The 24,203-nt window shown below is 66.5% G+C and carries 20 protein-coding genes; 10 read left to right on the forward strand and 10 right to left on the reverse strand.

From position 1 onward, the window contains the following. Window positions 1-33 precede the first annotated feature (33 nt). Window positions 34-891 (reverse strand): acyl-CoA thioesterase II, encoded by an 858-nt coding sequence (locus BSP_RS07590; RefSeq protein ID WP_152949824.1) that lies wholly within the window; start codon window positions 889-891, stop codon window positions 34-36. Window positions 892-1,037: 146 nt separating this feature from the next. Between BSP_RS07590 and BSP_RS07595 the strand changes: the two genes are divergently transcribed. Both BSP_RS07595 and BSP_RS07600 read left to right on the forward strand, forming a co-directional pair. Next, on the forward strand, window positions 1,038-1,532 hold the full coding sequence (locus tag BSP_RS07595; protein ID WP_152949825.1) for a helix-turn-helix domain-containing protein: 495 nt from the start codon (window positions 1,038-1,040) through the stop codon (window positions 1,530-1,532). A gap of 45 nt (window positions 1,533-1,577) precedes the next feature. Then, window positions 1,578-2,249, forward strand: coding sequence for a hypothetical protein (locus BSP_RS07600; RefSeq protein WP_152949826.1), 672 nt, complete (start codon window positions 1,578-1,580; stop codon window positions 2,247-2,249). Between the two features lie 41 nt (window positions 2,250-2,290). Here BSP_RS07600 and BSP_RS07605 read toward each other — a convergent pair whose 3' ends face one another. Beyond that, a complete protein-coding gene (locus BSP_RS07605; protein ID WP_054765212.1) occupies window positions 2,291-3,511 on the reverse strand; it encodes an RtcB family protein in 1,221 nt (406 codons plus the stop codon). A 338-nt stretch (window positions 3,512-3,849) separates the two neighbouring features. On the opposite strand from BSP_RS07605, the gene BSP_RS07610 reads away from it, so the two are divergent. Then, window positions 3,850-4,551, forward strand: coding sequence for a YafY family protein (locus BSP_RS07610; protein WP_152949827.1), 702 nt, complete (start codon window positions 3,850-3,852; stop codon window positions 4,549-4,551). A gap of 54 nt (window positions 4,552-4,605) precedes the next feature. Beyond that, window positions 4,606-4,956 carry a VOC family protein gene (locus tag BSP_RS07615; RefSeq protein ID WP_054765214.1) on the forward strand — a complete coding sequence of 117 codons (351 nt, stop codon included), beginning with the start codon at window positions 4,606-4,608 and terminating at the stop codon, window positions 4,954-4,956. Here the strand turns inward: BSP_RS07615 and BSP_RS07620 are convergent. The 8 genes from BSP_RS07620 to BSP_RS16355 all read right to left on the reverse strand — a co-directional run bounded on the left by BSP_RS07620 (window position 4,953) and on the right by BSP_RS16355 (window position 15,679). Beyond that, on the reverse strand, window positions 4,953-6,023 hold the full coding sequence (locus BSP_RS07620) for an ATP-binding protein (RefSeq protein WP_054765215.1): 1,071 nt from the start codon (window positions 6,021-6,023) through the stop codon (window positions 4,953-4,955). The two genes, BSP_RS07615 and BSP_RS07620, sit on opposite strands and share 4 nt — an antisense overlap. Next, window positions 6,014-6,709, reverse strand: a complete 696-nt coding sequence (locus BSP_RS07625) for a response regulator (RefSeq protein WP_152949828.1) — start codon at window positions 6,707-6,709, stop codon at window positions 6,014-6,016. The genes BSP_RS07620 and BSP_RS07625 overlap by 10 nt, the downstream gene beginning before the upstream one ends. 165 nt (window positions 6,710-6,874) lie before the next feature. Then, window positions 6,875-9,193, reverse strand: coding sequence for a TonB-dependent receptor (locus tag BSP_RS07630; protein WP_152949829.1), 2,319 nt, complete (start codon window positions 9,191-9,193; stop codon window positions 6,875-6,877). Between the two features lie 152 nt (window positions 9,194-9,345). Further along, complete coding sequence (gene mnmA, locus BSP_RS07635; RefSeq protein ID WP_152949830.1) at window positions 9,346-10,560, reverse strand: tRNA 2-thiouridine(34) synthase MnmA; 1,215 nt, start codon at window positions 10,558-10,560, stop codon at window positions 9,346-9,348. Between the two features lie 92 nt (window positions 10,561-10,652). Next, entirely contained in the window at window positions 10,653-10,937 is a 285-nt protein-coding gene (locus BSP_RS07640) for a DUF1153 domain-containing protein (RefSeq protein WP_054765220.1), read from the reverse strand. Window positions 10,938-11,109: 172 nt separating this feature from the next. Next, window positions 11,110-12,885, reverse strand: coding sequence for a flagellar hook protein FlgE (gene flgE / locus BSP_RS07645; RefSeq protein WP_194167016.1), 1,776 nt, complete (start codon window positions 12,883-12,885; stop codon window positions 11,110-11,112). A gap of 46 nt (window positions 12,886-12,931) precedes the next feature. After that, window positions 12,932-13,654: a flagellar hook assembly protein FlgD gene (locus BSP_RS07650; protein WP_054765222.1), complete on the reverse strand. Its 723-nt coding sequence runs from the start codon at window positions 13,652-13,654 to the stop codon at window positions 12,932-12,934. A gap of 3 nt (window positions 13,655-13,657) precedes the next feature. After that, window positions 13,658-15,679, reverse strand: coding sequence for a flagellar hook-length control protein FliK (locus BSP_RS16355; RefSeq protein ID WP_227976082.1), 2,022 nt, complete (start codon window positions 15,677-15,679; stop codon window positions 13,658-13,660). A gap of 419 nt (window positions 15,680-16,098) precedes the next feature. Here BSP_RS16355 and flgK point away from each other — a divergent pair, with 419 nt between their 5' ends. The 6 genes from flgK to BSP_RS07685 all read left to right on the forward strand — a co-directional run bounded on the left by flgK (window position 16,099) and on the right by BSP_RS07685 (window position 24,191). Continuing rightward, window positions 16,099-18,213, forward strand: a complete 2,115-nt coding sequence (gene flgK / locus BSP_RS07660) for a flagellar hook-associated protein FlgK (protein WP_152949831.1) — start codon at window positions 16,099-16,101, stop codon at window positions 18,211-18,213. Continuing rightward, window positions 18,210-19,175: a flagellin gene (locus BSP_RS07665; RefSeq protein ID WP_152949832.1), complete on the forward strand. Its 966-nt coding sequence runs from the start codon at window positions 18,210-18,212 to the stop codon at window positions 19,173-19,175. Before flgK ends, BSP_RS07665 begins: the two co-directional genes overlap by 4 nt. Before the next feature lie 66 nt (window positions 19,176-19,241). Then, window positions 19,242-20,480 carry a putative DNA modification/repair radical SAM protein gene (locus BSP_RS07670; RefSeq protein WP_152949833.1) on the forward strand — a complete coding sequence of 413 codons (1,239 nt, stop codon included), beginning with the start codon at window positions 19,242-19,244 and terminating at the stop codon, window positions 20,478-20,480. Beyond that, window positions 20,480-22,072: a UdgX family uracil-DNA binding protein gene (locus BSP_RS07675; RefSeq protein WP_370513380.1), complete on the forward strand. Its 1,593-nt coding sequence runs from the start codon at window positions 20,480-20,482 to the stop codon at window positions 22,070-22,072. The genes BSP_RS07670 and BSP_RS07675 overlap by 1 nt, the downstream gene beginning before the upstream one ends. A 218-nt stretch (window positions 22,073-22,290) precedes the next feature. Continuing rightward, window positions 22,291-23,409 (forward strand): ABC transporter permease, encoded by a 1,119-nt coding sequence (locus tag BSP_RS07680; protein WP_152949835.1) that lies wholly within the window; start codon window positions 22,291-22,293, stop codon window positions 23,407-23,409. After that, entirely contained in the window at window positions 23,406-24,191 is a 786-nt protein-coding gene (locus BSP_RS07685; RefSeq protein ID WP_152949836.1) for an ABC transporter ATP-binding protein, read from the forward strand. Before BSP_RS07680 ends, BSP_RS07685 begins: the two co-directional genes overlap by 4 nt. The last annotated feature ends 12 nt before the right edge of the window (window positions 24,192-24,203 follow it).

Consider the following 24,203-nt stretch of genomic DNA (forward strand, 5'->3'; position numbering starts at 1 on the left):
CCGAATGGTGAACGGGGCCTGACCGTTATCGGATCAGCCGCCGCGTTGCGGGAGCAGTTTGCGGCGCTGGCGCGAGATCGCCAGCGGGGTTCCGTCGGCGCCCCAGGCGGTCGCCTCGTCCACCGTCCAGCCCAGGCCCAGGTCCAGCATTCGGAACTCGAAGAAGGCCCAGCCCTCGGGCGCCGTCTCCGGCGTCGGGTCGGTCAGAATGTCGATCCGCAGATCGACGGTGGTCATGGGGGCGGGCGTGGAGGAGGCGGTCCAGGCCGGGGGATAGAGGGCGTCCAGCAGATAGCACAGCCCGACCTCGTCCAGCGGGCGGCGGTCGGCCATCCGCATCCAGGTGCGTTCGATCACCGGCTTGCCCGCATTGCCGCCCAGGATGTTGGGCCCGCCGTCGAACCGGTATTCGACATGCTGGGCGAAATGGGGCGACATCGGCCCCCGGATGGTGGCGGCGGGGTTCAGACTGTCCAGCGGGGGCGGAGGCCGATGAAGCGGGGCGAGCGTCGGGGTGTCGCCGTCCAAGCCGTAGGTTCCGGTGGCGTGATGGGTCATGCGGCCGTCCTGCTCGGCCTCGACCGCCGCATAGATCACATTGCGGCCGCCGCGCAGCAGGCGCGGACGAAAGGCGACCTGCTCGCCGAACCGCGCCGCCGACAGATACTGGACAGACAGGGTCCGCAGCGGCGCGGTCAGGGACAGGCCCTGGCGCATCGCCTGGGCGCACAGGGCCGCCAGCAGGCCGCCGAAGGGAAAGCCCTTCTCCGGCGGCAGGCCGGACGGACCGTTGGAGAAATGACCGGGCACGGGCGCCGACAGGCCGCCGTCGTCCAGGGTGTGAAAGGCCAGGGCGGCGTCTAGGGAGATGGGGTGGGTCGTATCGGCCATGGGCGCCATCCTGCGTCAGGCGAAGAAGGGACGGAAGGCGCTGCGTTCTGGAGGGGTCGCAGGTCCGTTGCCAAACAAGACTGACTGAGCCGGTTCGGATTGGCAACCCTCTTGCCAACCGCCTGACGCGGGGTCACTTTTGTCGCATGGGACGCACCGCAGACTACAGCCGCCAAAGCTGCTCCATCGCCGCCACCCTGGAGGTGATCGGCGATCCGTGGACCCTGCTGGTCATCCGCGACGCCTTCAACGGGGTGCGCCGGTTCGAACAGTGGCAGGACAATCTGGGCGTGGCGCGCAACGTCCTGGCCGCACGTCTAAAAAGCCTGGTCCAGCACGGGGTGCTGGAGCCGCGCCCCTATTCCGAACGGCCGCCGCGCAACGAATATGTGCTGACGCCCAAGGGCAAGGATCTGTACGGGGTTCTGGTGACCCTGCACGGCTGGGGCGCCAAACACGTCTATGGCGAGACCGACTGCGGTATCGACATGGTCCACTCGACCTGCGGCGCCACCCTGACCCCGCGCATCGCCTGCGGCTGCTGCGGCGAGATCGTCAAGCCCAGGGACATCCGGCTGACGCGGGCGGAGAACCGGCCGACGGTGGGGGATGTGATGCCGAAGGATGATGAGGCGGCTTAGGGCGGCCGTCGAGGACGGGTTTGAGAGCGGGACAGGGGGCTTTGGTTGGACAAGTTCAGTCGGCGTCCTAAAAGGAAGGCTCGTGTTCAGAACGCCGTGCTGGCCCTGTCGGCCTTTACCTTTGCCGGTGGTTGCTTCGGCGTCCTGATCGCCTTCGGCAACGCCGCCATTCCCTGGTTTTTCGGCCTCTATGCGTTCTGCTGGACTTTGGGATTCCTGTTTTGGCAGCAGAGGTTTGTTCGAAACTACTTTCGCTGGAGGTCCAGAACGCGTCTTCAAAGCCAGCAAGGTCCAGGATTTTCAACACTAGAGCTGGCCGCTATCGAACAATTCCTTGATCGAGCCGGTCCTCAGGAGGCCGCCGCACGCCGACATTTCGAGCAGGCGGAAGTCGTTTCCCGCTACAATTCAGGCGCCGGCGGAGTCACTGCGATAAGAAGTTCGCAACCTTGGCCTTGGACGAAACCCGCAACGGACAATGTGTCCTGGTTTCACATTGATCAGTTGAATGCCGTTGTGGGGTGCCAATTTTGGCCTGGGCCGGCTGAGGGTCTGTCGATCCTTGAGATTTTTGCGGGAGACACAAACACGGCCCAGTTGGACTGGATGACAGTGACTTTCCGAGGGGCGGATGATGGTCTGCCGCATCCGCCGGCTCCCACCTTCGCCCCCATCATTAGCGAGCCTCGCTGGGTAACCTGGCGCCCGGAGCCCTGACGACGAAAGCCGGCCCCACCCTGCGGTGAAACCGGCTCCCGTCATCCCTTGACGCACACCACCTGACGCACGGTGTGCACGACCTCGATCAGGTCGGTCTGGGCCGCGATGACCGCGTCGATGTCCTTATAGGCCATCGGGGTTTCGTCGATCACCTCGGCGTCCTTGCGGCATTCCACGCCCTCGGTGGCGCGGACGTGGTCCTCGATCGTGAAGCGGCGCTTGGCTTCGGTCCGGCTCATGGCCCGACCGGCGCCGTGCGAGCAGGTGCAGAACGAATCCGCATTGCCCTTGCCGCGGACGATGAAGGACTTCGCCCCCATCGAGCCGGGGATGATGCCCAGTTCGCCGTCCTTGGCCGACACGGCCCCCTTGCGGGTCAGGAAGACGTCCTTGCCGAAATGCTTCTCCTTGGAGACGTAGTTGTGGTGGCAGTTCACCGCCTCCTGCGTCGTCTCCAGATCCGGCCAGAAGGCCTTCAGCACCCCGAGCACGCTGTCCATCATCACCTCGCGGTTGGCGCGCGCGTATTTCTGCGCCCACGACACCGCCCGCACATAGTCGACGAAGCCGTCCGTCCCTTCCGGGAAATAGGCCAGGTCCTGGTCGGGCAGGTTGATGTGCCAGCGGCGCATCTCGTGCTTGGCCCGTTCGATGAAATAGGTCCCGAACCGGTTGCCCACCCCGCGCGAGCCGGAGTGAAGCATCACCCACACGTCGCCCGCCTCGTCGAGGCACAGCTCGATGAAGTGGTTGCCCGTGCCCAGGGTGCCCAGGTGGCCGAAGCCGCGCGGGTGCGCCGCCTTGGGGTGTTTTTCCACCACGGCGTCATAGCCCGCCTTCAGATCGGCCCAACGGGTGACCGCCGAGGCCGGCGGTTCGGCCGCCCAGGCGCCCTTGTCGTTGCGCCCGCCGTTGTCGGTGCGGCCGTGCGGAACGGCGGCCTCGATGGCGGAGCGGATGGCCGACAGGTCGTCGGGCAGGTGTTCGGCGCGGATCGAGGTCCGCACCGCCATCATGCCGCAGCCGATGTCCACGCCCACGGCGGCCGGGATGATGGCTCCCACGGTCGGGATCACCGACCCCACCGTCGCGCCCATGCCCCAGTGCACGTCCGGCATGACCGCGACGTGCTTGTGGATGAACGGCAGCGAGGCCACGTTCTTCAGCTGTTTCAGCGCCGCATCCTCGATGGGCACCCCTCGGGTCCAGGCCTTGATCGGCACATGGTCCGGGGTTTCGATTACGTCATAACCACGCATGGCCGACGTCTCCTTCTCTGTCTGTGATCCTCCCGGACCGGCGAGAAAAGGAGCCCCGCAGACGCAAGAAACCCCTCCGGCCGGAAGCGGGAGGGGTTTCTGGAAAGCCGAAGTCGATAGACCCGCTGCTCCCTATGCGCCCCTCACGCACGCGCCCTCGCCTTGGACCGACAGGCGGTCCAAGCTCTTGGGCGCGTTCATGGCGACGTATTGGGCGAACATGGGTGTCTCTTCTTCGGAGGCGGCCGGATACACGGCCAAGGCGGTGCGCGGCAACCCCTGATCCCAAAAAACCTGATGCTGCCGCTTTCTGTCAGCATCTCTGCTAGGCTCGCGTCGTGTCCCGGTCCGAACGCCTGCTTGATCTTCTGAACGCCCTGCGGCGATGGCGCCGGCCGGTCAGCGGTCGTGCGCTGGCCGAGGAGATGGGGGTCAGTCTGCGCACCCTGTATCGCGACATCGCCAGCCTGCAGGCGCAGGGGGCGACGATCGAGGGGGAGCCGGGGGTCGGCTATGTGCTGAAGCCGGGCTATCTGCTGCCGCCGCTGATGTTCACGCCGGAGGAGGTGGAGGCCCTGGTGCTGGGTTCGCGCTGGGTGGCGGACCGGGCCGATGCGCGGATGCGGGACGCCGCCCTGGGGGCGCTGGCGCGGATCGCGGCGGTCCTGCCTCCGGATCTGCGCGACGAGATGGAGACCTCGGCCCTGCTGGTCGTGCCGGGGGCGCCGTTTCCGACCGATCTGGTCGATCCCGCCCTGTTGAGAAAGGCGATCCGCACCGAGCGGCGGCTGAGGCTGTGTTACCGCGACGAGGCGGGCAAGGCGTCAGAACGGGTGGTCTGGCCCTTCGCCCTGGTCTTCTTCGACCGGGTGCGGCTGCTGCTGGCCTGGTGCGAGTTGCGACAGGATTTCCGCAGTTTCCGCACCGACCGGATCGTCGAGGCGGAGGTGACGGAGGCCCGCTATCCCGCCCGGCGTCAGGCCCTGCTGAAGACCTGGCATGAGGCGCAGGAAAAACGGGCGGAAGCAGGATCATGCTGACAGGAACTGGCAGCAGGGCGGTCTAGGTTTGTTCTCGCAAAAACCGGAGGGCGCATGACCGAGATCGAAGACATTCCACTGAGCGTCGCCGACCCGGAGGCCGCGGCGCGCTTCTACGCCCGGCTGCTGCGGCGAACGCCGCTGGAAGCGGGACCGGATCGCGCCGTCTTCATTCTGTCGACCCGGCGGACGCTGAGCCTGTGGCGTTCGGCACAGCCGGCGTCTCGACCGGGAGACGCCCTGGAACTGCGCATGAAGGCGCCGTCCGTGGTGGATGAACTGCATATGGACTGGTGGGATCGCGGCGCGCGGATCGTCTTGCCGCCGATGGACACCCGTCAGGGGCGGGCCTTCGTCGCGAGCGATCCCGACGGCAACCGCATCCGGGTCTTCGCCGCCGGCTAGACCGCGGGTCGGCGCGCGGGCTGACGTGGAATCTCCAGGGTGAAGAGGGAGCCGCCTGCGACGGTGTTACGGTGAAGGGCGAGCCCGCCGTGAGCCTCCGCGATCGCCCGGACGACCGCCAATCCCAGGCCCGAGCCCGTGGCCGATGGGTCGCGCTTGAAGGGGTGAAAGATGTGGGCGGCGCGATCGGCGTCTATGCCGGGGCCGCTGTCCTCGATCGAAATCCGGGCGAAGGCGCCGAAGGTGGCCGTGCGGATCACCAGCGGACCCGGAACGGCGTGTCGCCGCGCGTTTTCGAGCAGGGCCAGGGCGGCCTGTCTGAGGCGTGTCGGATCGCAGACGGCCAGGGCGGGCTCCAGGCGCCACTGGGCTTCGAAACCGGCGGCGCTCAGGCTGGGCTGTACGATTTCGCGCAGGGCGCCGATCTCTTGGGACAGATCGACCGCCTCAAGCTGGAGATCCAGGTGGTTGCTTTCGGCCAGGCTGACCACCCGCAGATCCTCGACGATGCGCGCCAGGCCCTCGATCTGACGCCTCAAACTGGTCAGGGTGTGATCGTCGATCTGGAACACCCCGTCGGCGACGCCCTCCAGACGTCCCTTCAGAATGGTGACCGGGGTGCGCAATTCGTGGGCGATCTTGGCGTTCCAGGCGATGCGTTCCTCGGCGTGCGCCTGAAGCCGTTGCGCCATTCGGTTGAAGTCTTCGACCAGTTGGGCGGTTTCGCGAAGGGCGCGTTTGCCGACGGTGGCGCGAGCGGTCAGGTCGCCCTCTGAAATCCGTTGGGCCGTAATAGCCAGGGACGCGAGTGGAAGGACGATCTGCCGAGCCAGCAGGGCGCCGGCCATGACGGCCAGGCCGATCGCCGTCAGGACCGCTGCAACGATGACCGCATAGTCGACGGCCTGGGGCTTCCAGTGATGCGGCGCGGCGACCACGCCGGGATGGTTTTCAAACACCCAAGCATAGACGAAGAAGGCGCAGAACGCGCTGAGGATGAAGCCGGTCAGGGTGACCAGGCCGATCCGCGCCGCCACATTGCGCCCTATGCCGTCGGTCAGGGGCAAGCGTCAGGCTCCAGCCGGTAGCCGACGCCCCGGACATTGGCGACCAGACCGACGGCGCCGGCGGCCTCCAGCTTGCGTCGAAGATGGCTGAAATGGCTGTCGATCGTGCGTTCCTGAACGTCCTGGTTCGGGAAGCAGGCGTCCAGGATTTCGGCGCGGGTGAAGACCCGCAACGGAATCCGCGCCATATGGGCCAGCATTTTGAATTCGGTCAGGGTGAGGTCCAGGCGTCGACGTCCGTCGGCCGTGATCACGGCGGCGAGATAGTTCTCCAACTGGACCTCGACCGGTCCGACCCGCAGCACCTTGGCGTCGGGCGCGCCGACGGTGCGGCGGAGAATGGCGTGGACGCGCGCGACGACCTCCACGGGTTTGAAAGGCTTGACGATATAGTCGTCAGCGCCGATGCGGAGCGCCTGGAGCTTGTCCAGATCCTGGTCCAGGGCCGTGACCATGATGACCGGCGTCTCTCCGCGCCGGCGCAGTTCGCCCAGGACGTCCCAGCCGTCGCGATTGGGCATGCGCACGTCCAGCAGCACCATGTCCGGCTTTAGAGATGCATGGAGATCAAGCGCCTGCTGCCCGTCCGAGGCCGTCGCGGTTCGAAAGCCCTCGCGACGCATATAGGCGTCCAGAATTTCGACGATTTCGCCTTCGTCGTCGGCGATCAAGACAAGACTGCTCATGAAACCTCCGTCCTCCGCCATCGCGCCGCGCGCCCGGCACGTCCAGCGGAACCGCACGGCTTCGGATAAACTTCATCCGTTCTCCACGAAATCTGGACGATCTGAAAAAAGAGAACCCCCTCCCGCGCCAGGCGGGAGGGGGCGAACTGACCGGGAGGAGGACGGTCAGTAGGAGGCGCGCAGCTCGATGCCGAAAGTGCGCGGGTTGTTGAAGTTGCCGTAGTCGCCCAGCGTGCCCCGGTTCGAGGGGTCGCGGCGGTAGACATAGGTCTCGTCCAGCAGGTTGCGCGACCACAGGGCCACTTCCAGATCGGGGCCGCCTTCACGGGTGGCGATGTCGGCCACCGCGATGCGGGCGTTCACCAGGAACGAGGAGTCGTTCTTGATTTCGAACTGGTCGAAGCTGTGGCTGGCGTCGGCGTAGTTGGCGTCGATGTGAGCCTTCAGCGTCGCGCCCATGAAGGGCGAGTTCCAGTCCGCGGCCACGCTGGCGGCGTTCTCAGGCGTATAGGCGATGAACACCTTCTGCACCTGATTGTTGAACGGGTTCACCGTGTCCGGGATCTTGGCGTCCGTATAGGCGTAGGAGGCCGACAGCGTCAGATAGTCGTTGGCGCGGAACTGGCCTTCCAACTCCAGGCCCCGGATCTTGGTGGTGCCGGGGGCGTTGATCGTTTCCAGCGTGTTGCGGGTGGAGGCGCCGATCACGGTGACAAGGCTGAAGTCGATCTGGCTGTCGGTGCGGTCCATCGCATAGACGGCCGCGTTCAGCCGCACCCGACGGTCGAACAGGTCGCTCTTCAGGCCCAGCTCATAGGCCTTCACCTCTTCCGGATCGAAGGAGCGATAGGTCAGCGAGCGCGACGAGGCGCCGCCGGCCCGATAGCCGGTCGAATATTTGCCGTAGACGTTGACGCTGTCGGTCAGGTCATAGGCCAGGGTGACCAGCGGATCGAACCGATCGACCGAGGTGTTGAAGCTGAGATTGGTCGGGGCGTTGTTCACCATCTCCAGCTTGCCGTCCTTGTCATCCCAGGTGTAGCGGCCGCCGACCGTCAGGTGCAGGGCGTCCAGCTGGGCCGGGGTCCAGGTCGCCTGACCATAGACCGCCTTGGATTCGGCGTGAGCCGTCGACTTGCGGTCCAGCGAGCGGGAGCCGCGGATGGTCGGGGTGGGGTCCAGGATGGTGTAGCCCGTGCCGTCGGCGTTCCATTGGTTCGTCGAAGGCGTGGCCGCATCGTCCGACACGGTTTCCTTGAAGTAGAAGACACCGCCGACATAGTCGATGCTGTCGCCCAGCGAACCGACCGCCTGGACTTCCTGGCTGAACTGGTGCTGCCAGAAGCCGGCCAGGGAGTAGCGCGAGAACTTGCCATTCGGGCCGGTCACCGGCGGACGGTGGGCGCCGGCGATATTGTCGTACTGCTCGACGTCCAGGTCGCGATAGGCGGTGATCGAACGCAGTTCCAGCGCGTCGCTGGGGCGATAGGACAGATGCAGATCCGTCCCGCGCGTGTCATCGACGCTCCACTGCTGAGGCACGCCGATGTCGGCCTGCGTCATGCGCTCCGAACCTTCGACCTGCACCAGGGGCGACAGGGCGCGGATCGAGCCGCTCGGCACGGTGGCCGAGGTCCACGGCACGACCGTCAGGCCGTTCGGGTTGAAGTTCAGCAGCTGGCTGTAGAACGGGGTGTTCTTGTCCTTGCCGATGTCGGCCGCCAGATCGGCGGTGAAGTTTTCGGCCGGGGTCCAGCGGGTCTGGAAGCGCAGACCGCGGCGGTCGTACTGGCCAAAGCCCGTCTCGCCCGGCAGGATGTTCTTGGTGACGGGCCCCTGAACCGCGATCACGCCGTCCACCTTGAAGGCGAAGTCGCCCAGGGCCGGAAAATCGACGTGCAGTTCGGAGTTGTAGGAGTCCAGGTTGCCGACGCCGGCGACGGCGCGCATGCCGAACTCGCCCGTGGGCTTCTTGGTCACCAGCGACAGGGCGCCGCCTTCGGTGTTGCGGCCGAACAGGGTGCCTTGCGGCCCCTTCAGGACTTCCACCCGTTCGATGTCGAGCAGGGCGGAAGCGAGGCCGTGCTGACGCGCCAGATAGACGCCGTCGACATAGACGCCGACGCCCTGTTCACGGGCGGGTTGGTTGGCGTCGTTCGGCACAATGCCGCGAATGCCGATGGTTAGGGCCGATTGGCGCGCTTCAAAGGTGGCGACGCGAAGGCTGGGCACAGCGCCGTCGGCCAGATCCATCAGGCTCTGAACGTGGCGGTTTTCCAGCGCTTCCGAACCCATGACCGAGATGGAGATCGGCGTGTCTTGCAGATTGGTTTCACGCTTGGTGGCGGTGACGACGATGTCGGCCAGGCCGGTCGGCGTCGGATCGACGGCGACGGGATCGCTGCCGGCGAAGGCGGAAACGGGCGCGGCGAGAAGCGCGGTCCCCAGCAAAAGCTGGAGGCGGAGTTTGTTTTGACGTTGCATTTATTTCCCCTGCTTGGTCAGGCCGGGGATTAGGGCATTACTGCAATGATCAGTTTAAAGAAATATAACGCAGCTGTGCATTATTGTTGAATGGGGTCTCAATCAATATTCGACGAAAATCAACTCAAAATCCACCCGATCTCCACAATTGTCTAGGCTGTCGCTACGGCGGTCGTGTCGCGGATGAAGCCGCCGCCCAGGACGCGGTCGGGGTCGGTCGGATCGTAAAGGGCGCAGGCCTGGCCGGGGGCGACGCCTTCCTCGCCTTCGTCGAAAACCACGCAGACGTCGCCGTCGATCAGGGCCAGACGGGCGGGGGAGGGCTGGCGGGTCGAGCGGACGCGGGCCAGGACGGGGAGGGCGGACGCAGCGGCCTCGACGAGGGTGGCCTCGTCGCCCAGCCAGTTGGTCTCTTCCAGCGTCAGAGACGCGGTCAGCAGGGCTTCGCGCGGGCCGACGACGACGCGGCGGGTTTCGGGCTCCAGCCTGACGACGAACAGGGGCTCGCCCACCGCGACGTTCAGGCCCCGGCGCTGGCCGATGGTGTAGTCGGTGATGCCGGCATGGCGTCCCAGCACCCGACCGTCCATGTGCACGATCTCGCCGGCCTCGCGCCCTTGCGGGCGCAGGCGGTCGATCAGGGTGCGGTAGTCGCCGGAGGGCACGAAACAGATGTCCTGGCTGTCCGGCTTGGCCGCGATCTTCAGCCCCAGTTCGGCGGCGACGCCGCGCACCTGAGGCTTCTCCAGATCGGCCAGCGGAAAGCGCAGATAGTCGAGCTGGTCCTGGGTGGTGGCGAACAGAAAGTAGGACTGGTCACGCGAATGGTCGATCGCCTTCCTCATCTGCGAGCGATTGCCGACGGCGGCGCGGCGGACGTAGTGGCCCGTGGCCATGGCCTCGGCGCCCAGGTCGCGGGCGACGTCCAGCAGGTCGCGGAACTTGACCGTCTGATTGCAGCGAATGCAGGGAACCGGGGTCTGGCCCTTCAGATAGGAGTCGGCGAACTGGTCGATCACCGCGTCCTTGAACCGGCTTTCATAGTCCAGGACATAGTGGGGGATGCCTATGGTCTCGGCGGCTAAACGGGCGTCGTGGATGTCCTGACCCGCGCAGCAGGCGCCCTTCTTCTTCAGGGCCGCGCCGTGGTCGTAGAGTTGAAGGGTCACGCCGACGACGTCATAGCCCGCCTTGTGCAGCAGGGCGGCGACGACGGTGGAATCGACCCCGCCGGACATGGCGGCGACGACGCGCGCTCCGACCGGCAGGCCGACCGCCGCCCGAGCGCTCTCGACCGCCGCATCCATGTCGGTGCGGCGGATGTCGGGAACGGGGCAGAGATCTTCGACCAGGGTCATGGCCGCCATTTAGTGCGGAACCGGCGCGATTTCGAGGCTGGGAAACGAAAAGGGCCGCATCCGTCGCCGGACACGGCCCTCTTCGTCTTCGGGGAGAAGCCTTAGGAGCGGTAGCTCTGGATCCGCGTCGTGCGCAGGCCCTGCATGCCCCATTTGTCGATGGCCTTCTGCCAGGCGAGGAATTCTTCCGCCGTCAGGCGGTACTTCGCCAGGGCGTCGTCAAGGCTGAGCAGGCCGCCGCGCACGGCGGCGACGACCTCGGCCTTGCGGCGGATCACCCACCGGTCCGTGTTGGCCGGGGGCAGATCGTTCAGGGTCAGGGGCGTGCCAGTCGGTCCGACCACGTATTGTTCGCCTTTGCTATTCAGGCGTCGCTCTTGCAACATGGGCTTATGCCTCTTTCACCATCACCGTAGTGAGATGACTGTAGGCCTGCCCCTCTAAGGTCGGTTTAAGCGTCGTGGTGAAGGAACGGATAAAATCCGACCTCGCCAGAGGGACTCTGTAAACCTTGCTTGAGCGACGATTCATTAGAACTAACGGTTACTTACTGGCCGATCAGCGTTTGATGTTGATCAGTTCAGCGAGCATTTCGTCCGCCGTGGTGATGATCTTGGACGAGGCGGAATAGGCGCGCTGGGTCGTGATCAGGCCGGTGAATTCCGCCGACAGATCGACCGTGGAAGACTCCAGCTGCTGGGCGGCGACCTTGCCCGCGCCGCCGGTGCCTGCGGCCTTCAGATTGTAGGTGCCGCTCTCAAGGCTGACCGCATAGGCGTTGCCGGACACCTCCTTCAGGCTGTCGGGGCTGGGGAAGGTGGCGATGGCGACCTGGGCGATCCGACGCATCACGCCGTTGTCGAAGATGGCGGTGACGAAGCCGCCCTCGTCGATGGTGATCTCGCTCAGATTGCCGAAGGCCGTGCCGTTGGTGACCGTCGATTGGACCACCGAGGCGGTGTTCAGCTGGCTTAGGCCGCCCGCGGAGGTGTTCAGGTCCAGGGTCACGGTCTGGGCCGCGATGCCCAGGCCGTCGGCCCATTTGACCTTGCCATTGTCGGACGGATCGGCGGGGTCGATCGTATTGTTCGGATCGGATTCCAGGAAGTTCAGGCTCGCCTGTTCCGGATCGTCGAACAGCCCCTTGCCTGCGGGCCAAGCCTGCATGGTCTCGATATCCAGGCGGCCTGAGGGGGTGAAGGCGATAAGGCCGGTCTTGATCTGACCGTGGGAGTAGGGCGCGCCGGTGACGACGTCGCTGGCCGGCACGGCCACCACTTCCGCATACCATTGGTTCGGTTCGGCGCTCTTCAGGAAGCGGATTTCCAGGTTGCGCTGGCCGCCTTTCGAATCCGACACCGGGATGTTCATCTTGAAGTCGGGCTTGACGCCCACCGGATTGTCGTCCTCGGCGTTATACATGGCCATGGAGTTGGCCGAGGGGTCGTACTTGGTCTTGGCCACGCCGTCCGTCGACATGCCGATGTCGGCGAAGTTGATCGCGAAGGGCGTGCCCGCGACAGGCGGCGTGCCGCTGGTCGGGGTGATGGTGAGGGCCGTCGCGGTCGCGGTGGCCGAGCCGTTGCTTCCCGCAGTGGGGGTGAAGCCCGTCAGGGCGCCGGCGGCGTAGGTCGCGGTGCCGGTGATCTTGGTGATGCCCGTCTTGATCGTCACCTGATAGGTGTTGGCGCCGGTGCGGACATAGGAGACGTCCACATCGTGCTCGACCGGCGGGGTGGCCGCGTCGTCGACGCCGTTATAGCGATTGGCGGCGGCGGCGGTGGAAACCGTCTGGGTCGAACGCAGATTGGCGTTGATCTGAACCCGGGTCGTCGGTTCGGCGGTGCCGCCGACCTGGCCGATGTTGATCGAGCGCAGGCGCGACAGGTCGGACGGATCGGTCGAGATGTCGCCGTTCGAATCCACCGGCCAACCCTGCAGATAGAGGCCGGCGCTGTTCTTCAGATAGCCCAGATTGTCGACCCGGAAGGCGCCGGCGCGGGTGAACAGGCGGGTGTCGGTGGCGCCGACGTTCTCGGCCTGGGTGGTGGTGACGAAGAAGCCCTGGCCGCTGACGGCCAGGTCGGTGTTCTCGGTCGTCCGCTGAAGCTGGCCTTCCTGGCTCACGAAGGAACGGGTCGCCGACATCACGCCGCCGGCGGAATAGGAGCCGCCGGTCCGGGTCTGGCTGTTGACCAGGGTCTGGAACTCGCCCTGCGAGCGCTTGTAGCCGACGGTGTTGACGTTGGCGATGTTCTGGGAAATCGCCGCCAGGGCGGCGGAGTTGGCGGCCAGGCCGGACACGCCGGCCAGCATTGCGCTGTTCAAGCTCATGAATACGCTCCTTGAATGGAAGTCATCGGGAAGGCGGCGGAGCGCATCATGCGGCCGCCTCCTCGGTCGGGACGTCCGGCTTCTCCGTATCGTCATTGTCTGCGCGATCCGTGATCTCGTTCAGCGAAATCACGGTCGAAAGCGGAAGGATGGAATCGCCGATCACCAGATAGGGGGCGCCGTCGTACATCTCGACGCCGGTGACGCGACCGCGGATCAGGGCCTGGCTTTCGACGGCGGCGCCCGCCTCGTTGGTGGCGCTGACCTTCAGGGTGTAGACACCGCCGTCGTCCAGCTGATCGCCCTGGGTCGTCTTGCCGTCCCAGACGAAGTCGTGCAGGCCCGTCGTCTTGTTCGGGGCGTCGCCTTCCCAGACGACCTTGCCGGCGCTGTCGACGACCTGCAGCTTCGCGCTCTCGGCGTTGGAGGCCAGTTCGTAGCTCCAAGTCGCCTTGCCTTCGTCCAGGGTGGTGGCGGTCCAGGCGGCGGTCACCTGTTTGCCAATATAGTTGGCGGCGTTGTCCAGGCCGCCCCCCGTCTGGGCGGCGACCAGGCTTTTCAGCAGGTCGTTGGTCAGCAGTTGCTGCTCGACGCCCGCCATCTGGGTCAGCTGGGCCGTGAACTCATTGGAATCCAGCGGCGACAGCGGGTCCTGGTTCTTCATCTGGGTGGTCAGCAGGGTCAGAAAGGTCTCGAAGTTCGAGGCCATCATCGCCTTGCCGCTGTTCAGGCGGCCTTGGGCGTCGACGGAAGAAATCGCGGTGGCCATGTGTCAGACCCTCACATCGACGCGGTCGCGCGTCTGGGAATGGTTGGTCCAGGCGCCCGGAGGCGGCGAGACGGGGAGATCGGTCTCGGCGGTCAGCCGGGCGGCGCCGGTGAATAGGGCCTGGCGTTGCTGGTGCTGACGCTCAAAGCCGCCGCCGGACGAGGAATCGCGCTGAGTAAAGTCGAGGGAGTCGTTCGACAGTTGGAAACCGGCGTCCTGAAGCTGGCGACGCAGTTCATCGGCCCGGCCGCGCAGTTCGGCGGCGGCGGCGGGATTGTCGAACGCCAGTCGAGCCGCAAGTTGGCCGTCGGAGCCGATCTCGAGGCTGACGTCGACCCGCCCCAGATCCTCGGGCGTCAGAACCATGTCGAACCGCGTCGAGCGGCCTTCCAGCTTGCGCGCCATCTGGGCGGCCAGATGGGCCGTGGTTTCGATGGTGGCGTGCGAGAGGGCGGAGGCGGACGGCGCCGGACCCGATCCTGCGAGGGTCTCCGCAGCGTGGGCCGTCTTGTGTCCTTCGATCGGCGTCGCCGCATCGGAGGGGGCGGGAGGAGCCGACGGAACGGCGGCCTCGGCCGACGCCGCAGCAGCGGGAGCCGCGGTCTGAGCCGAGGACGAAGGCGAGGATGGCGCCGCCGGCGCGGCCAGGGCTGAGGCCGCAGCCGTGTCGGCGTTAGACAACGAGCCGGCCGGGAGCGCCTCGGCCGAGGCCGGCGTGGGAGACGACTCTGCCGCCGGACGACGCTGAGGCGCCGGTTGCGGCGTCGGCTGCGGTGACGTGGAGCCGGCCTTGGCGAGGCTGTCTCGGGACGCCGCCTCGGCGGTCGCAGGCGTCGCGGCGTTCACGGACGTCTGCGCCGTCTGCTCTTCGGCGGGGACGGCCGCCGTTTCGATCGCTGCGATCGCCTCCAGGGCATCGGCCGCCGTCAGGACGGACGCGACGATCGGAGCCGCGGGCGACGCCGGCGCTACTGCAGGCGCAGGCGTGATCGCCGGGCGAACCGTGACCTTGACGTCCAGTCGGGTCGGGTCGATGTCGGGTTTCGCCCCAAGGTCTGGAGCGAGGCTCTGGACGGAGGGCGTCGCGGGCGATTGAGGCTTGGCCTCTTGAGCGACCTTGGCCCCCGTAACCGTAGGCTGTTCTGCGACCTTGGCCTCGAGGGGCGGGGGCGAGGAAGAGCTGGAGGCGAGGTCCGGCGTCGGCTTCATCGTCGCGCCATGTTCGATAGAGGCGGCCGCCTTCAGGGCCGCGGCGACGTCTGACGACGTCTCGCGCTTATCGGACGAAGGCGTCTTCGTGACGGAGACGGTTTCCATCGCGGCAGTCGGCGCTGTTTCAGGCTCGGCCTTCAATGCGATGTGAGCGATCGTCGATTGGACCGGCGCAGCGGGCGCGGCCTGGGTCGCCGACTGCGGGGCGGTCGTCATTGGCGTGGACGCGTCCTCTGGCCCGGCTGCCGTGCCGGCGGTCTCGCCGCTTACGTCGCCAGTTGCAGCCGCCTCTTCTTTGTTTGAGATCGACGGGAAAGAGACCAAGGACGCCGCCGGTTCGGCTGAGACGGTCGCTTGATCGACGCTGATCTCGGCCGTGTCGCCGGGCTGAAGGACCACAGGCGGCGGGGCAATCGGCGCCGGCGCAACCGGCGCAATCGGCGGAGCCGCGAGCGCCGCTTCCGTGTCGGACGCGGGCTCGACGGAGGCTTCAGGCAAGACGGGCGCGGGCGTACCGCCTGATGCCTCGGCGACCACGGGGCCGGGCTGAGCGGTCGCCGTCTCGACGACAGGGTCAGCGGTCTGCGCCGCGTCCTGTTCTTCCGCCATGACGACCACCAAGGACAGAAGCGTCGCCGCACGGTGGGCCGGTTCGACGGGCGTCGCCTCGGTCTTGCCCACGGCCTGAAGCACGTCCCCCAATTTCGAAGAGAACAGCCCAGCGGTTTCGTCGGTCACAGCGCCGGACGCAGCCTCTGGCGCTCCGGTCGAAACCGGAAGCGGGGCGGCGAACAGGGCGGATGCAGACGGCATGAGGGCGCAGGCGGCTTTCAGATGGGGCGGCGCCTGCTGCGCCTGGTGATTCCGTCAGCCCGTCGCAAGCCTCAGGCCAGTTCGTAATTCCTTGTTTTGTAAGGAAAAATCGCGCTCGCCCTGCTCGTGTCGCTCATCAGCCTGGGCCTTTCTTGCCGTGCTTTCGCCCCTTTTTGCCCGGCGCCGATCGCCGTGAGGGCGCTGCAAGCTTACGGCGCGCCCGGTCGGCGCCGCCGACACAGCCGCAGTCTGGCCTGACCCTTGCGCCGCATCTTCACCATGAAGTCTGTGCTGTCAGCTATGTCGTTTGAAAACAACGCTCTCCCTGGGCGTCGACAATGCGTCGCCAGGCAAGATTTGCGCGCGACGGGGCAGGGGCTGCCGGGCGCCGGGTCGCACGAGGCGGAGGGGATGCGTCCATGTCGCTGACGTCCATCATGAATATTGCGACGTCGGGCCTGCAGACCGCCCAGGCCCAGCTGCGGGTCACGTCGGACAATATCGCCAACGTCAACACCGCCGGCTATGTGCGGAAAGTCGTCGATCAGACTTCGGCGGTAACCCAGGGGCGCGGCGCTGGCGTCGACGCCGCGCGCGTTCGGCTGGCGACGGATCGCTTCCTTCAGGCCGCAGGCATGGCCGCCAAGTCGGATGCGGCGCGCGAGACCGTTCGCTACGAGCTTTACGATCAGATCCAGACCCAGTTCGGCGACCCCAGCGGCAACGGCGGCTTCTTCGCCGACATCGACAAACTGTTCGCCAGCTACGCCACCCTGGCGGAAAGCGCCACGTCCTCGGCGGCGCGTCAGGACACCGTCTATAAGACCCAAGCTCTGTTCAATGAGGCCGCCGGCATCGCCGCCCAGATCCAGTCGGCGCGGCAGGAGGCGGACGGGCGGCTGCAAAGCGCGATCGAGACGGTGAATCCGCTACTGGAACAGATCGATACGCTGAACAAGACGATCTCGGCCGGGTCGATCATCAATCAGGACGTCACCGGCGCTCAGAACGCGCAACAGACGCTGATCAACGAGCTGTCCAAATATATGGACGTCAAGATCGAGCAGCGGCCGAACGGCGGCGTGACGGTGCGGACGGGCACGGGCATGACCCTGGTCGGCGATGGTCACGCCACCCTATCCTATCAAGCGGCGGGCACGGTCGACGCCACGACCGCCTTCGCCGACATCATGATCACCGAGCCCAACGGCACGCGCTGGCCGCTGCTGGACGGGGTGTCGTCGGGTGAGATTCGCGGACTGATCGATCTGCGCGACACCGATGCGCCCAAGGCCGCGGCGCGGCTGGGCGAGCTGACGGCGAAGCTGGCCGATGAGATGAACCGCGCGCACAACGCCCACAGCAGCGTGCCGGCGCCGGCCAGTCTGAACGGGCGCAACACCGGACAGTCGCTTGAGAATGCATTGACCGGTTTCACCGGCAGCACCACCATCTCCGCCGTGAACAGCGCCGGGGTGGTGCAGGGGTCGGCGACGATCGTCTTCTCCGGCGCCACCATGACCATCAACGGGGTCGCGGCTGATCCGTCCACCTTCCTGGCGACCTTGAACGCCCAGCTGGGCGGAACGGCCACCGCCACCTTCTCGGACGGCCGTCTGAGGCTGGAAGGGCCGGGCGGGAACGGCGTGGCCGTCGCCGACGACGCGACGACGCCGAGCGCCAAGGGCGGGCGCGGCTTTTCCCACTGGTTCGGCCTGAACGATCTGGTCAGCACGACCACGCCCACCTTCTATGAGACGGGTCTGACCCTGGCCTCGCAACACGGCTTCGACCCCGGCGAGAGCCTGACCTTCCGCATCGGCAGCGAGACGGGATCGCGTCTGCGCGACGTCACCGTGGCTGTGCCCGCCGGGACGGGCACGATGGGTGAGCTGCTGACCGCCCTGAACGATCCGGTCACCGGCATGGGACGCTACGGCGCTTTCAGCCTGGACGCCGCCGGCGCGCTCAGCTTCAGGGCCTATGACGGCGGCACGACGATGAGCATCGTCAAGGACGCCACCACCCAGGCGCCGTCGGGCCTGTCGATGTCGCAGCTGTTCGGCCTGGGCGGGACCGGGGCGACCCGCGCCGGCGCATATTCAGTGCGCAGCGACATTCAGCAGGATCCGGGCAAACTGGCCCTGTCCCAGTTCAATCTGTCAGCGGCGGCGGGCACGGCTGCGCTGAGCAAGAACGACGGGCGCGGCGGCCTGGCGCTGGCCGACGCCGGCAAGAAGAACGTCAACTTCGCCGCCGCCGGCGGTATGGGCGCCGCGACCAAGACGGTTTCGGCCTATGCCGCCGATTTCGCCGGCGACATCGGCGCCAAGGCGTCTGCGGCCAAGACCCGCAGCGAGACGGCCGAGGCCCTGGCGAAGGAGGCCGAAAGCCGCAGATCCTCCGCCGAGGCCGTGAACATGGACGAGGAACTGGTCAATATGACCACCTTCCAGCAGGCCTATAACGCCTCCGCCCGCCTGATCCAGGCGAGCAAGGACATGTACGACACCTTGATCGGGATCCTGAGATGACACGTGTCGCCACTCATGCGGGCTATCAGTCGGCCCTGTTGAACCTGATGAGCGCCCAGAGCCGGGCCCAGCAGGCCCAGGAGCGGATCGCCAGCGAAAAGATCGCCACCGACATGGCGGGCTACGGCCGCAGCGCCGAGCAGTTGACGACCCTGACCGCGACCCAGGAACGGCTGGAGGGCTTCATCGGCGCAGGCCAGAGCGCGGCGGCGCGGCTGGACGCGCAGGACCTGGCCATGGGGCGGATCTACGAAGGCGGCGCCGGCGCGCGCGAAGCCATCGCCAACTCCCTGGCGGCCGGCGGCGTGACCAATCTGATGACCGAGCTGCAACTGCACTATCAGACCATCCAAGGCGGGCTGAACGCTCAGCATCAGGGCAGCTATCTGTTCGGCGGCGGCAACAGCGACGACGCTCCAGCGACCGCCTCCACCATGGCGGATCTGGCCGCCGCTCCCTCCACGGCCTCGACCTTCGCCAATGACACCCTGAAACAGAAGTCGCGCATCGACGAGAACACCTTGGTCGAGACGGGCTTTGTGGCCAGCGAGCTGGGCGGCGGTCTGACGGACGTGTTTCGCACCATCCAATCCTACCAGAACGGCAATGCTGTCGTCATAGACGGCGTGACCTACACCCCCGCCGCGCCGGGTTCGATCACCGGCAAGCCGACCGCTGAGGTAGAGGCCTTTTTGAAGGCGACGCTGAAGGCTCTGGACGCCGCCAATACGGAAGTCACCAACCAGACCGCGAAGAACGGACTGGTTCAGAACCAGGTCAAGTCCGCGCTGGACGCCCATGAGTCGCAGAAGATCGCCTTGGAAAAGCTGATGAACGACAAGACGGGCTATGATCCGGCCCAGGCGGTCACTGATCTGCAGATGGCGCAGGTCGCGATACAGGCGTCGGCCCAGGTGATCAACACGCTGCGCAGCACCTCCCTGCTTGACCTGCTCCGTTAAGCCTTCCCCAAAATAGATTTAAAGCCACGCTGGACGGCGTCGCCGATTGGAACGTATCATGAACATATGGCGCGTCTCGATCTCCGAAAGAAGCTGTCGATCCTTGCAGATGCGGCCAAGTACGACGCCTCCTGCTCGTCGTCGGGGACGTCGAAGCGGGATTCGGTCAGCGGCAGGGGGATAGGGTCGACCGAGGGCATGGGAATCTGCCACGCCTATACGCCGGACGGGCGCTGCGTCAGCCTGCTGAAGATACTGCTGACCAATTTCTGCATCTACGACTGCGCCTATTGCATCAACCGGGCCTCGTCGAATGTGGAGCGGGCGCGGTTCAGCGTGGACGAGGTGGTGGACCTGACGCTGAACTTCTATCGCCGGAACTATATCGAAGGGCTGTTCCTGTCGTCGGGGGTCATTCGCAACAGCGACTATACGATGGAACAGCTGGTCCTGGCGGCTAAGACCTTGAGAGAGGTCCACGACTTCCGCGGCTATATCCATCTGAAGCTGATCCCCGAGGCCGACCCGAAGCTGGTGGAGATGGCGGGGCTGTACGCCGACCGACTGTCGGCCAATATCGAACTGCCGCGCGACGAGGCCCTGGCGCGGCTGGCGCCCCAGAAGGACGTCGCGGTCATCAAGAAGGCGATGGGACAGGTGCGGCTGGGCGTCGAGGCGGCCAAGCCGGGCAAGCGCGACAAGATCAAGCCGCCGAAGTTCGCACCCGGCGGTCAGAGCACTCAGCTGATCGTCGGCGCGGACGGGGCGCCGGACACCGAGATCCTGGACCGGAGCGCCTCGCTCTACGGCGGCTATGGTTTGAGGCGGGTCTATTATTCGGCCTTCAGTCCGATCCCCGACGCCAGCTCGGTCCTGCCGCTGTCGAAGCCGCCGCTGATGCGCGAGCATCGGCTGTACCAGGCGGACTGGCTGATGCGCTTCTATGGCTTTTCCGCCCCCGAGATCGGGGAGGGGACGGCGGGCGGAATGCTGGATCTGGCGGTCGATCCGAAACTGGCCTGGGCGTTGAACCGGCGTGAGCAGTTTCCCGTCGATGTGAACCGGGCGCCGCGCGAGATGCTGCTGCGGGTGCCGGGCCTGGGGGTGAAGGCGGTGGACCGGATCGTGTCGGTGCGGCGGTATCGGACGCTGAGGCTGGAGGACGTCGGGCGACTGACCCGATCGGTGGGCAAGGTCCGGCCCTGGATCACCGCGCTGGACTGGACTCCGGGCAGGCTGACCGATGCGGCGGATCTGAAGGCGCGCGTATCGACGCGGGCGCCGCAACAGTTGAGCCTGTTCTGATGCGGACTGCGGTCTTGGCGTCCGAAACGGACTTCGACGGGTGGCGGACGGCGGCGCGCGAAATGCGGCTGGCGGGAGTGGAGCCGGCGGCGGCGCGGTTCGTGGTCGAGGGGGCGGCGGCGTCGGGGCAGGGCGGCTTGTTCGACGAGCCAGCTCGTTTTTCTCACTCGCCCCCCACACTTCGTCATCCTCACCCTTGTGGCGAGAATCCGTACGCCGTGACGAAGAGGGGGGGCACGCTGGCGACACCGGGAGTATGGATCCTCGGGACAAGCCCGAGGATGACGGATTTGGGGAATCGCGAACGGGCGGAATCTGAGTTCTCGGTTCCCGCCGCCTTCGTCGACCTGGCGCGCGACGTCATCCTGCATCGGTCCGCCGACCGGTTCGATCTCTTGTACCGTCTGCTGTGGCGGCTGCGGGACGAGCCCGATCTGATGAAGATGATCTCCGACCGGGACGTGGCCGAGGCGATGGAGCGGGCCAAGACCGTCAGCCGGGCCTCGCACAAGATGAAGGCCTTCGTCCGGTTCCGGCAGGTCGAGGATGCGCGGGGCGAAGCCTGGGTCGCCTGGTTCGAGCCGCCGCATCGGGTGCTGGAGAAGACCGCCCCCTTCTTCCAGCGCCGGTTCCCGACCATGCGCTGGTCGATCCTGACGCCCGACGGCTCGGCGTTTTGGGACGGGGAGCAACTGGCCTTCGGCCCGCCGGCCACCCGCGACATGGCCCCGGCCGAGGACGAGATCGAGGAATTCTGGAAGACCTACTACGCCTCGACCTTCAATCCCGCCCGGCTGAAGGTGAAGGCGATGAAGGGAGAAATGGCCAAGGGATACTGGAAGAACCTGCCCGAGGCGGCGCTGATCCCGGAACTGGTGGCGGCGTCGTCGGTTCGCACCGATGTCATGGTCGCCAAGCCCGCTCCCGAACCCAACGCCCGTTTCTCCCGGGCCATCGCGCCGGATCTGCACGCCGGGCGGCCCACAGCGGATGCGGTTCCCGATGATCTGAGCGAGGTCGAGCGCGGGGTGCAGGCCTGTCGCCGCTGTCCCCTGTATCGCGACGCCACCCAGGGGGTCTGCGGCGAGGGCCCCAGGGGCGCGCGGCTGATGATCGTGGGCGAACAGCCGGGGGATCAGGAGGATCTGGCCGGCCAGCCCTTCGTCGGCCCCGCCGGCGGGGTGCTGGACGCCGCCCTGGAAGAGGCGGGGATCGAACGCGCCGACGTCTACGTCACCAATGCGGTCAAACACTTCAAGCATGAGCCGCGCGGCAAGCGAAGGCTGCACAAGACCCCGAACGCGGGCGAGGTCCAGGCCTGCCGCTGGTGGCTGGACGCCGAGCGTCGCCTGATCCGTCCCAAGCTGGTGCTGGCCCTTGGGGCGACGGCGGGACTGGCGGTTCTGGGTCGCAAGCCGGCCGTGACGAAGGAGCGGGGGCAGGCCCTGACTCTGGAGGACGGTTCGGCCGGCATGGTCACCGTTCACCCCTCTTATCTGCTTCGCCTGCCGGATGCGGATTCGCGGGCGGAGGCGCGTCGCGGATTCGTCGATGATCTGATCGCCGCGAGTCGGCTTATAAGCCGGTCCTAGAACCAAACCGGGTCGGCGGCGTTTTAACACGCCGCCAGCGTGGCGGCTGGAGGGGTGATGAGGCGCGCAGGTTCGACACAGTGCACGGGGAAAGCACGGCGCCAATGTCATCGCACGTTGACTAAGGTCCAAGGCTTCACCATTAGCCGAGGCGGGATTTCGGCTGTTCCTTGCGCGGCTTGGGAGCGTTCGAAGGCCTTTCTGACTGCCGGGGCGCGATGAGCCAGACCGATTACGAAATCACGGATGCGGGCGGCGGCGCGGCGAAGCTTCGTCTCGTCGGCGACTGGACGACGACGGCCCTAGGGCGGCTGCCGCAGCGACTGGACAAGGATCTGAACGGGCGGAAGATCGAGAGCCTGGACACCCGCGACCTGGGCCGGTTCGATACGGCCGGCGCCCTGGCCCTGGTGAAGGCTTCGCAGCACGGCGTGCCGAAATCGGCCTGGGCGGACCGACCCGAGGCCGGGCGCATCTACACGATGATCGAGGCGCTGGAGCGCAAGAGTCAGCCGCCGCCTCAGAGACCCAACGCCTTCACCCGCAGCTTCGCCAAGATCGGGCGGGGCGTTGACGACTTCGGTCAGGAGGCCATGCTGTCCCTGGCCTTCCTGGGTCGGTTGATGGCGGCGGTGGTCGAGGCCGCCAAACATCCGGGCGGCATCCGCTGGCCCGCCTGGGTCAGCCAGGGCGAGCGGGCCGGGCTGGACGCCATTCCGATCGTCATGGTGACGAACTTCTTCATCGGCGCGGTGGTGGCCTTCATCGGCGTGGACCTGCTGACCGACTTCGGGGCGCAGGTGTTCGCGGTGCAGCTGATCGGCGTGGCCATGTTCCGCGAGTTCGCCGTGGTGATCGCCTCGGTCCTGCTGGCCGGGCGGTCGGCCTCCGCCTTTGCGGCCGAGATCGGCTCGATGCGGATGAACCAGGAGGTCGACGCCATGCAGGTGATGGGCGTCAATCCGTTTCAGGCCCTGGTGGTGCCGCGCTTGGCGGCCCTGGTGCTGATGCTGCCGCTGCTGACCTTCACGGGCATGATCGGCGGCCTGATCGGCGGGCTGATCGTCTGCTGGAGTTCGCTGAACCTTGGGCCGGCCTTCTTCTTCCAGCGTCTGGTCGAGGACGGCAGCATGGCCCAGCACATGATGGTCGGTCTGGTGAAGGCGCCGGTCTTCGCCCTGGTGATCGCGGCCATCGGCTGCCGCCAGGGCATGTCGGTGGCGGGGGACGTCGAAAGCCTGGGGCGGCGGGTGACGGCGGCTGTGGTGCAGGCGATTTTCGCCATCATCCTGCTGGACGCGGTCTTCGCCCTGATCTTCCTGGAGCTGGACATATGACCGACGCTCCCCAAGCCAAGACCGAGACCCTGATCGAGGTGCGCGGGCTGCTGAGCCAGTTCGGCGAGCGGACCATTCATGAGAATCTGGACCTCGATCTGGAACGCGGCGAGGTGCTGGGCGTGGTCGGCGGGTCCGGGGCGGGCAAGACGGTGCTGCTGAACACCATCATCGGCCTGAAGGAGCCCGAGGGCGGGTCGGTCAAGGTGCTGGGTTACGACCGCGCCACCCTGACCAGCGATGAGGCGGCCGACATCGAGCGCAGGACCGGCATTCTGTTCCAGCAGGGGGCGCTGTTTTCGTCGCTGAGCGTGCTGGAGAACGTCGCCTCCCCCCTGGTCGAACACACCAAACTGCCCAAGGCCGTCATCTATGAGCTGGCCGAGCTGAAGATCGCCATGGTGGGGCTGAAGCCCGAACACCATCACCTGAAGCCCGCCGAACTGTCGGGCGGGATGAAGAAGCGGGCCGGTCTGGCGCGAGCCCTGGCTCTTGACCCCGAACTGGTCTTTCTGGACGAGCCGACGGCGGGCCTGGACCCGATCGGGGCCGCAGCCTTCGACGAACTGATCCGTCAGCTGTCGGACGACCTGGGGCTGTCCGTCTTCATGATCACACACGACCTCGATAGCCTGTACGCCATCTGCGACAAGGTGGCGGTGCTGGCGGACAAGCGGGTCGTCGAAAAGGCCACGGTGAAAGAGCTGGAAGGCTCCGACCACCCGTGGATCAAGGAATACTTCCTGGGGCCGCGCGGTCGCGCGGCCACAAAGGCGGCTTGAGGAGAGCCAGGT

Origin of the sequence: Brevundimonas sp. Bb-A, assembly GCF_009394735.1 — a bacterium.
In the GTDB taxonomy this organism is placed as follows: Bacteria; Pseudomonadota; Alphaproteobacteria; order Caulobacterales; family Caulobacteraceae; genus Brevundimonas; species Brevundimonas aurantiaca.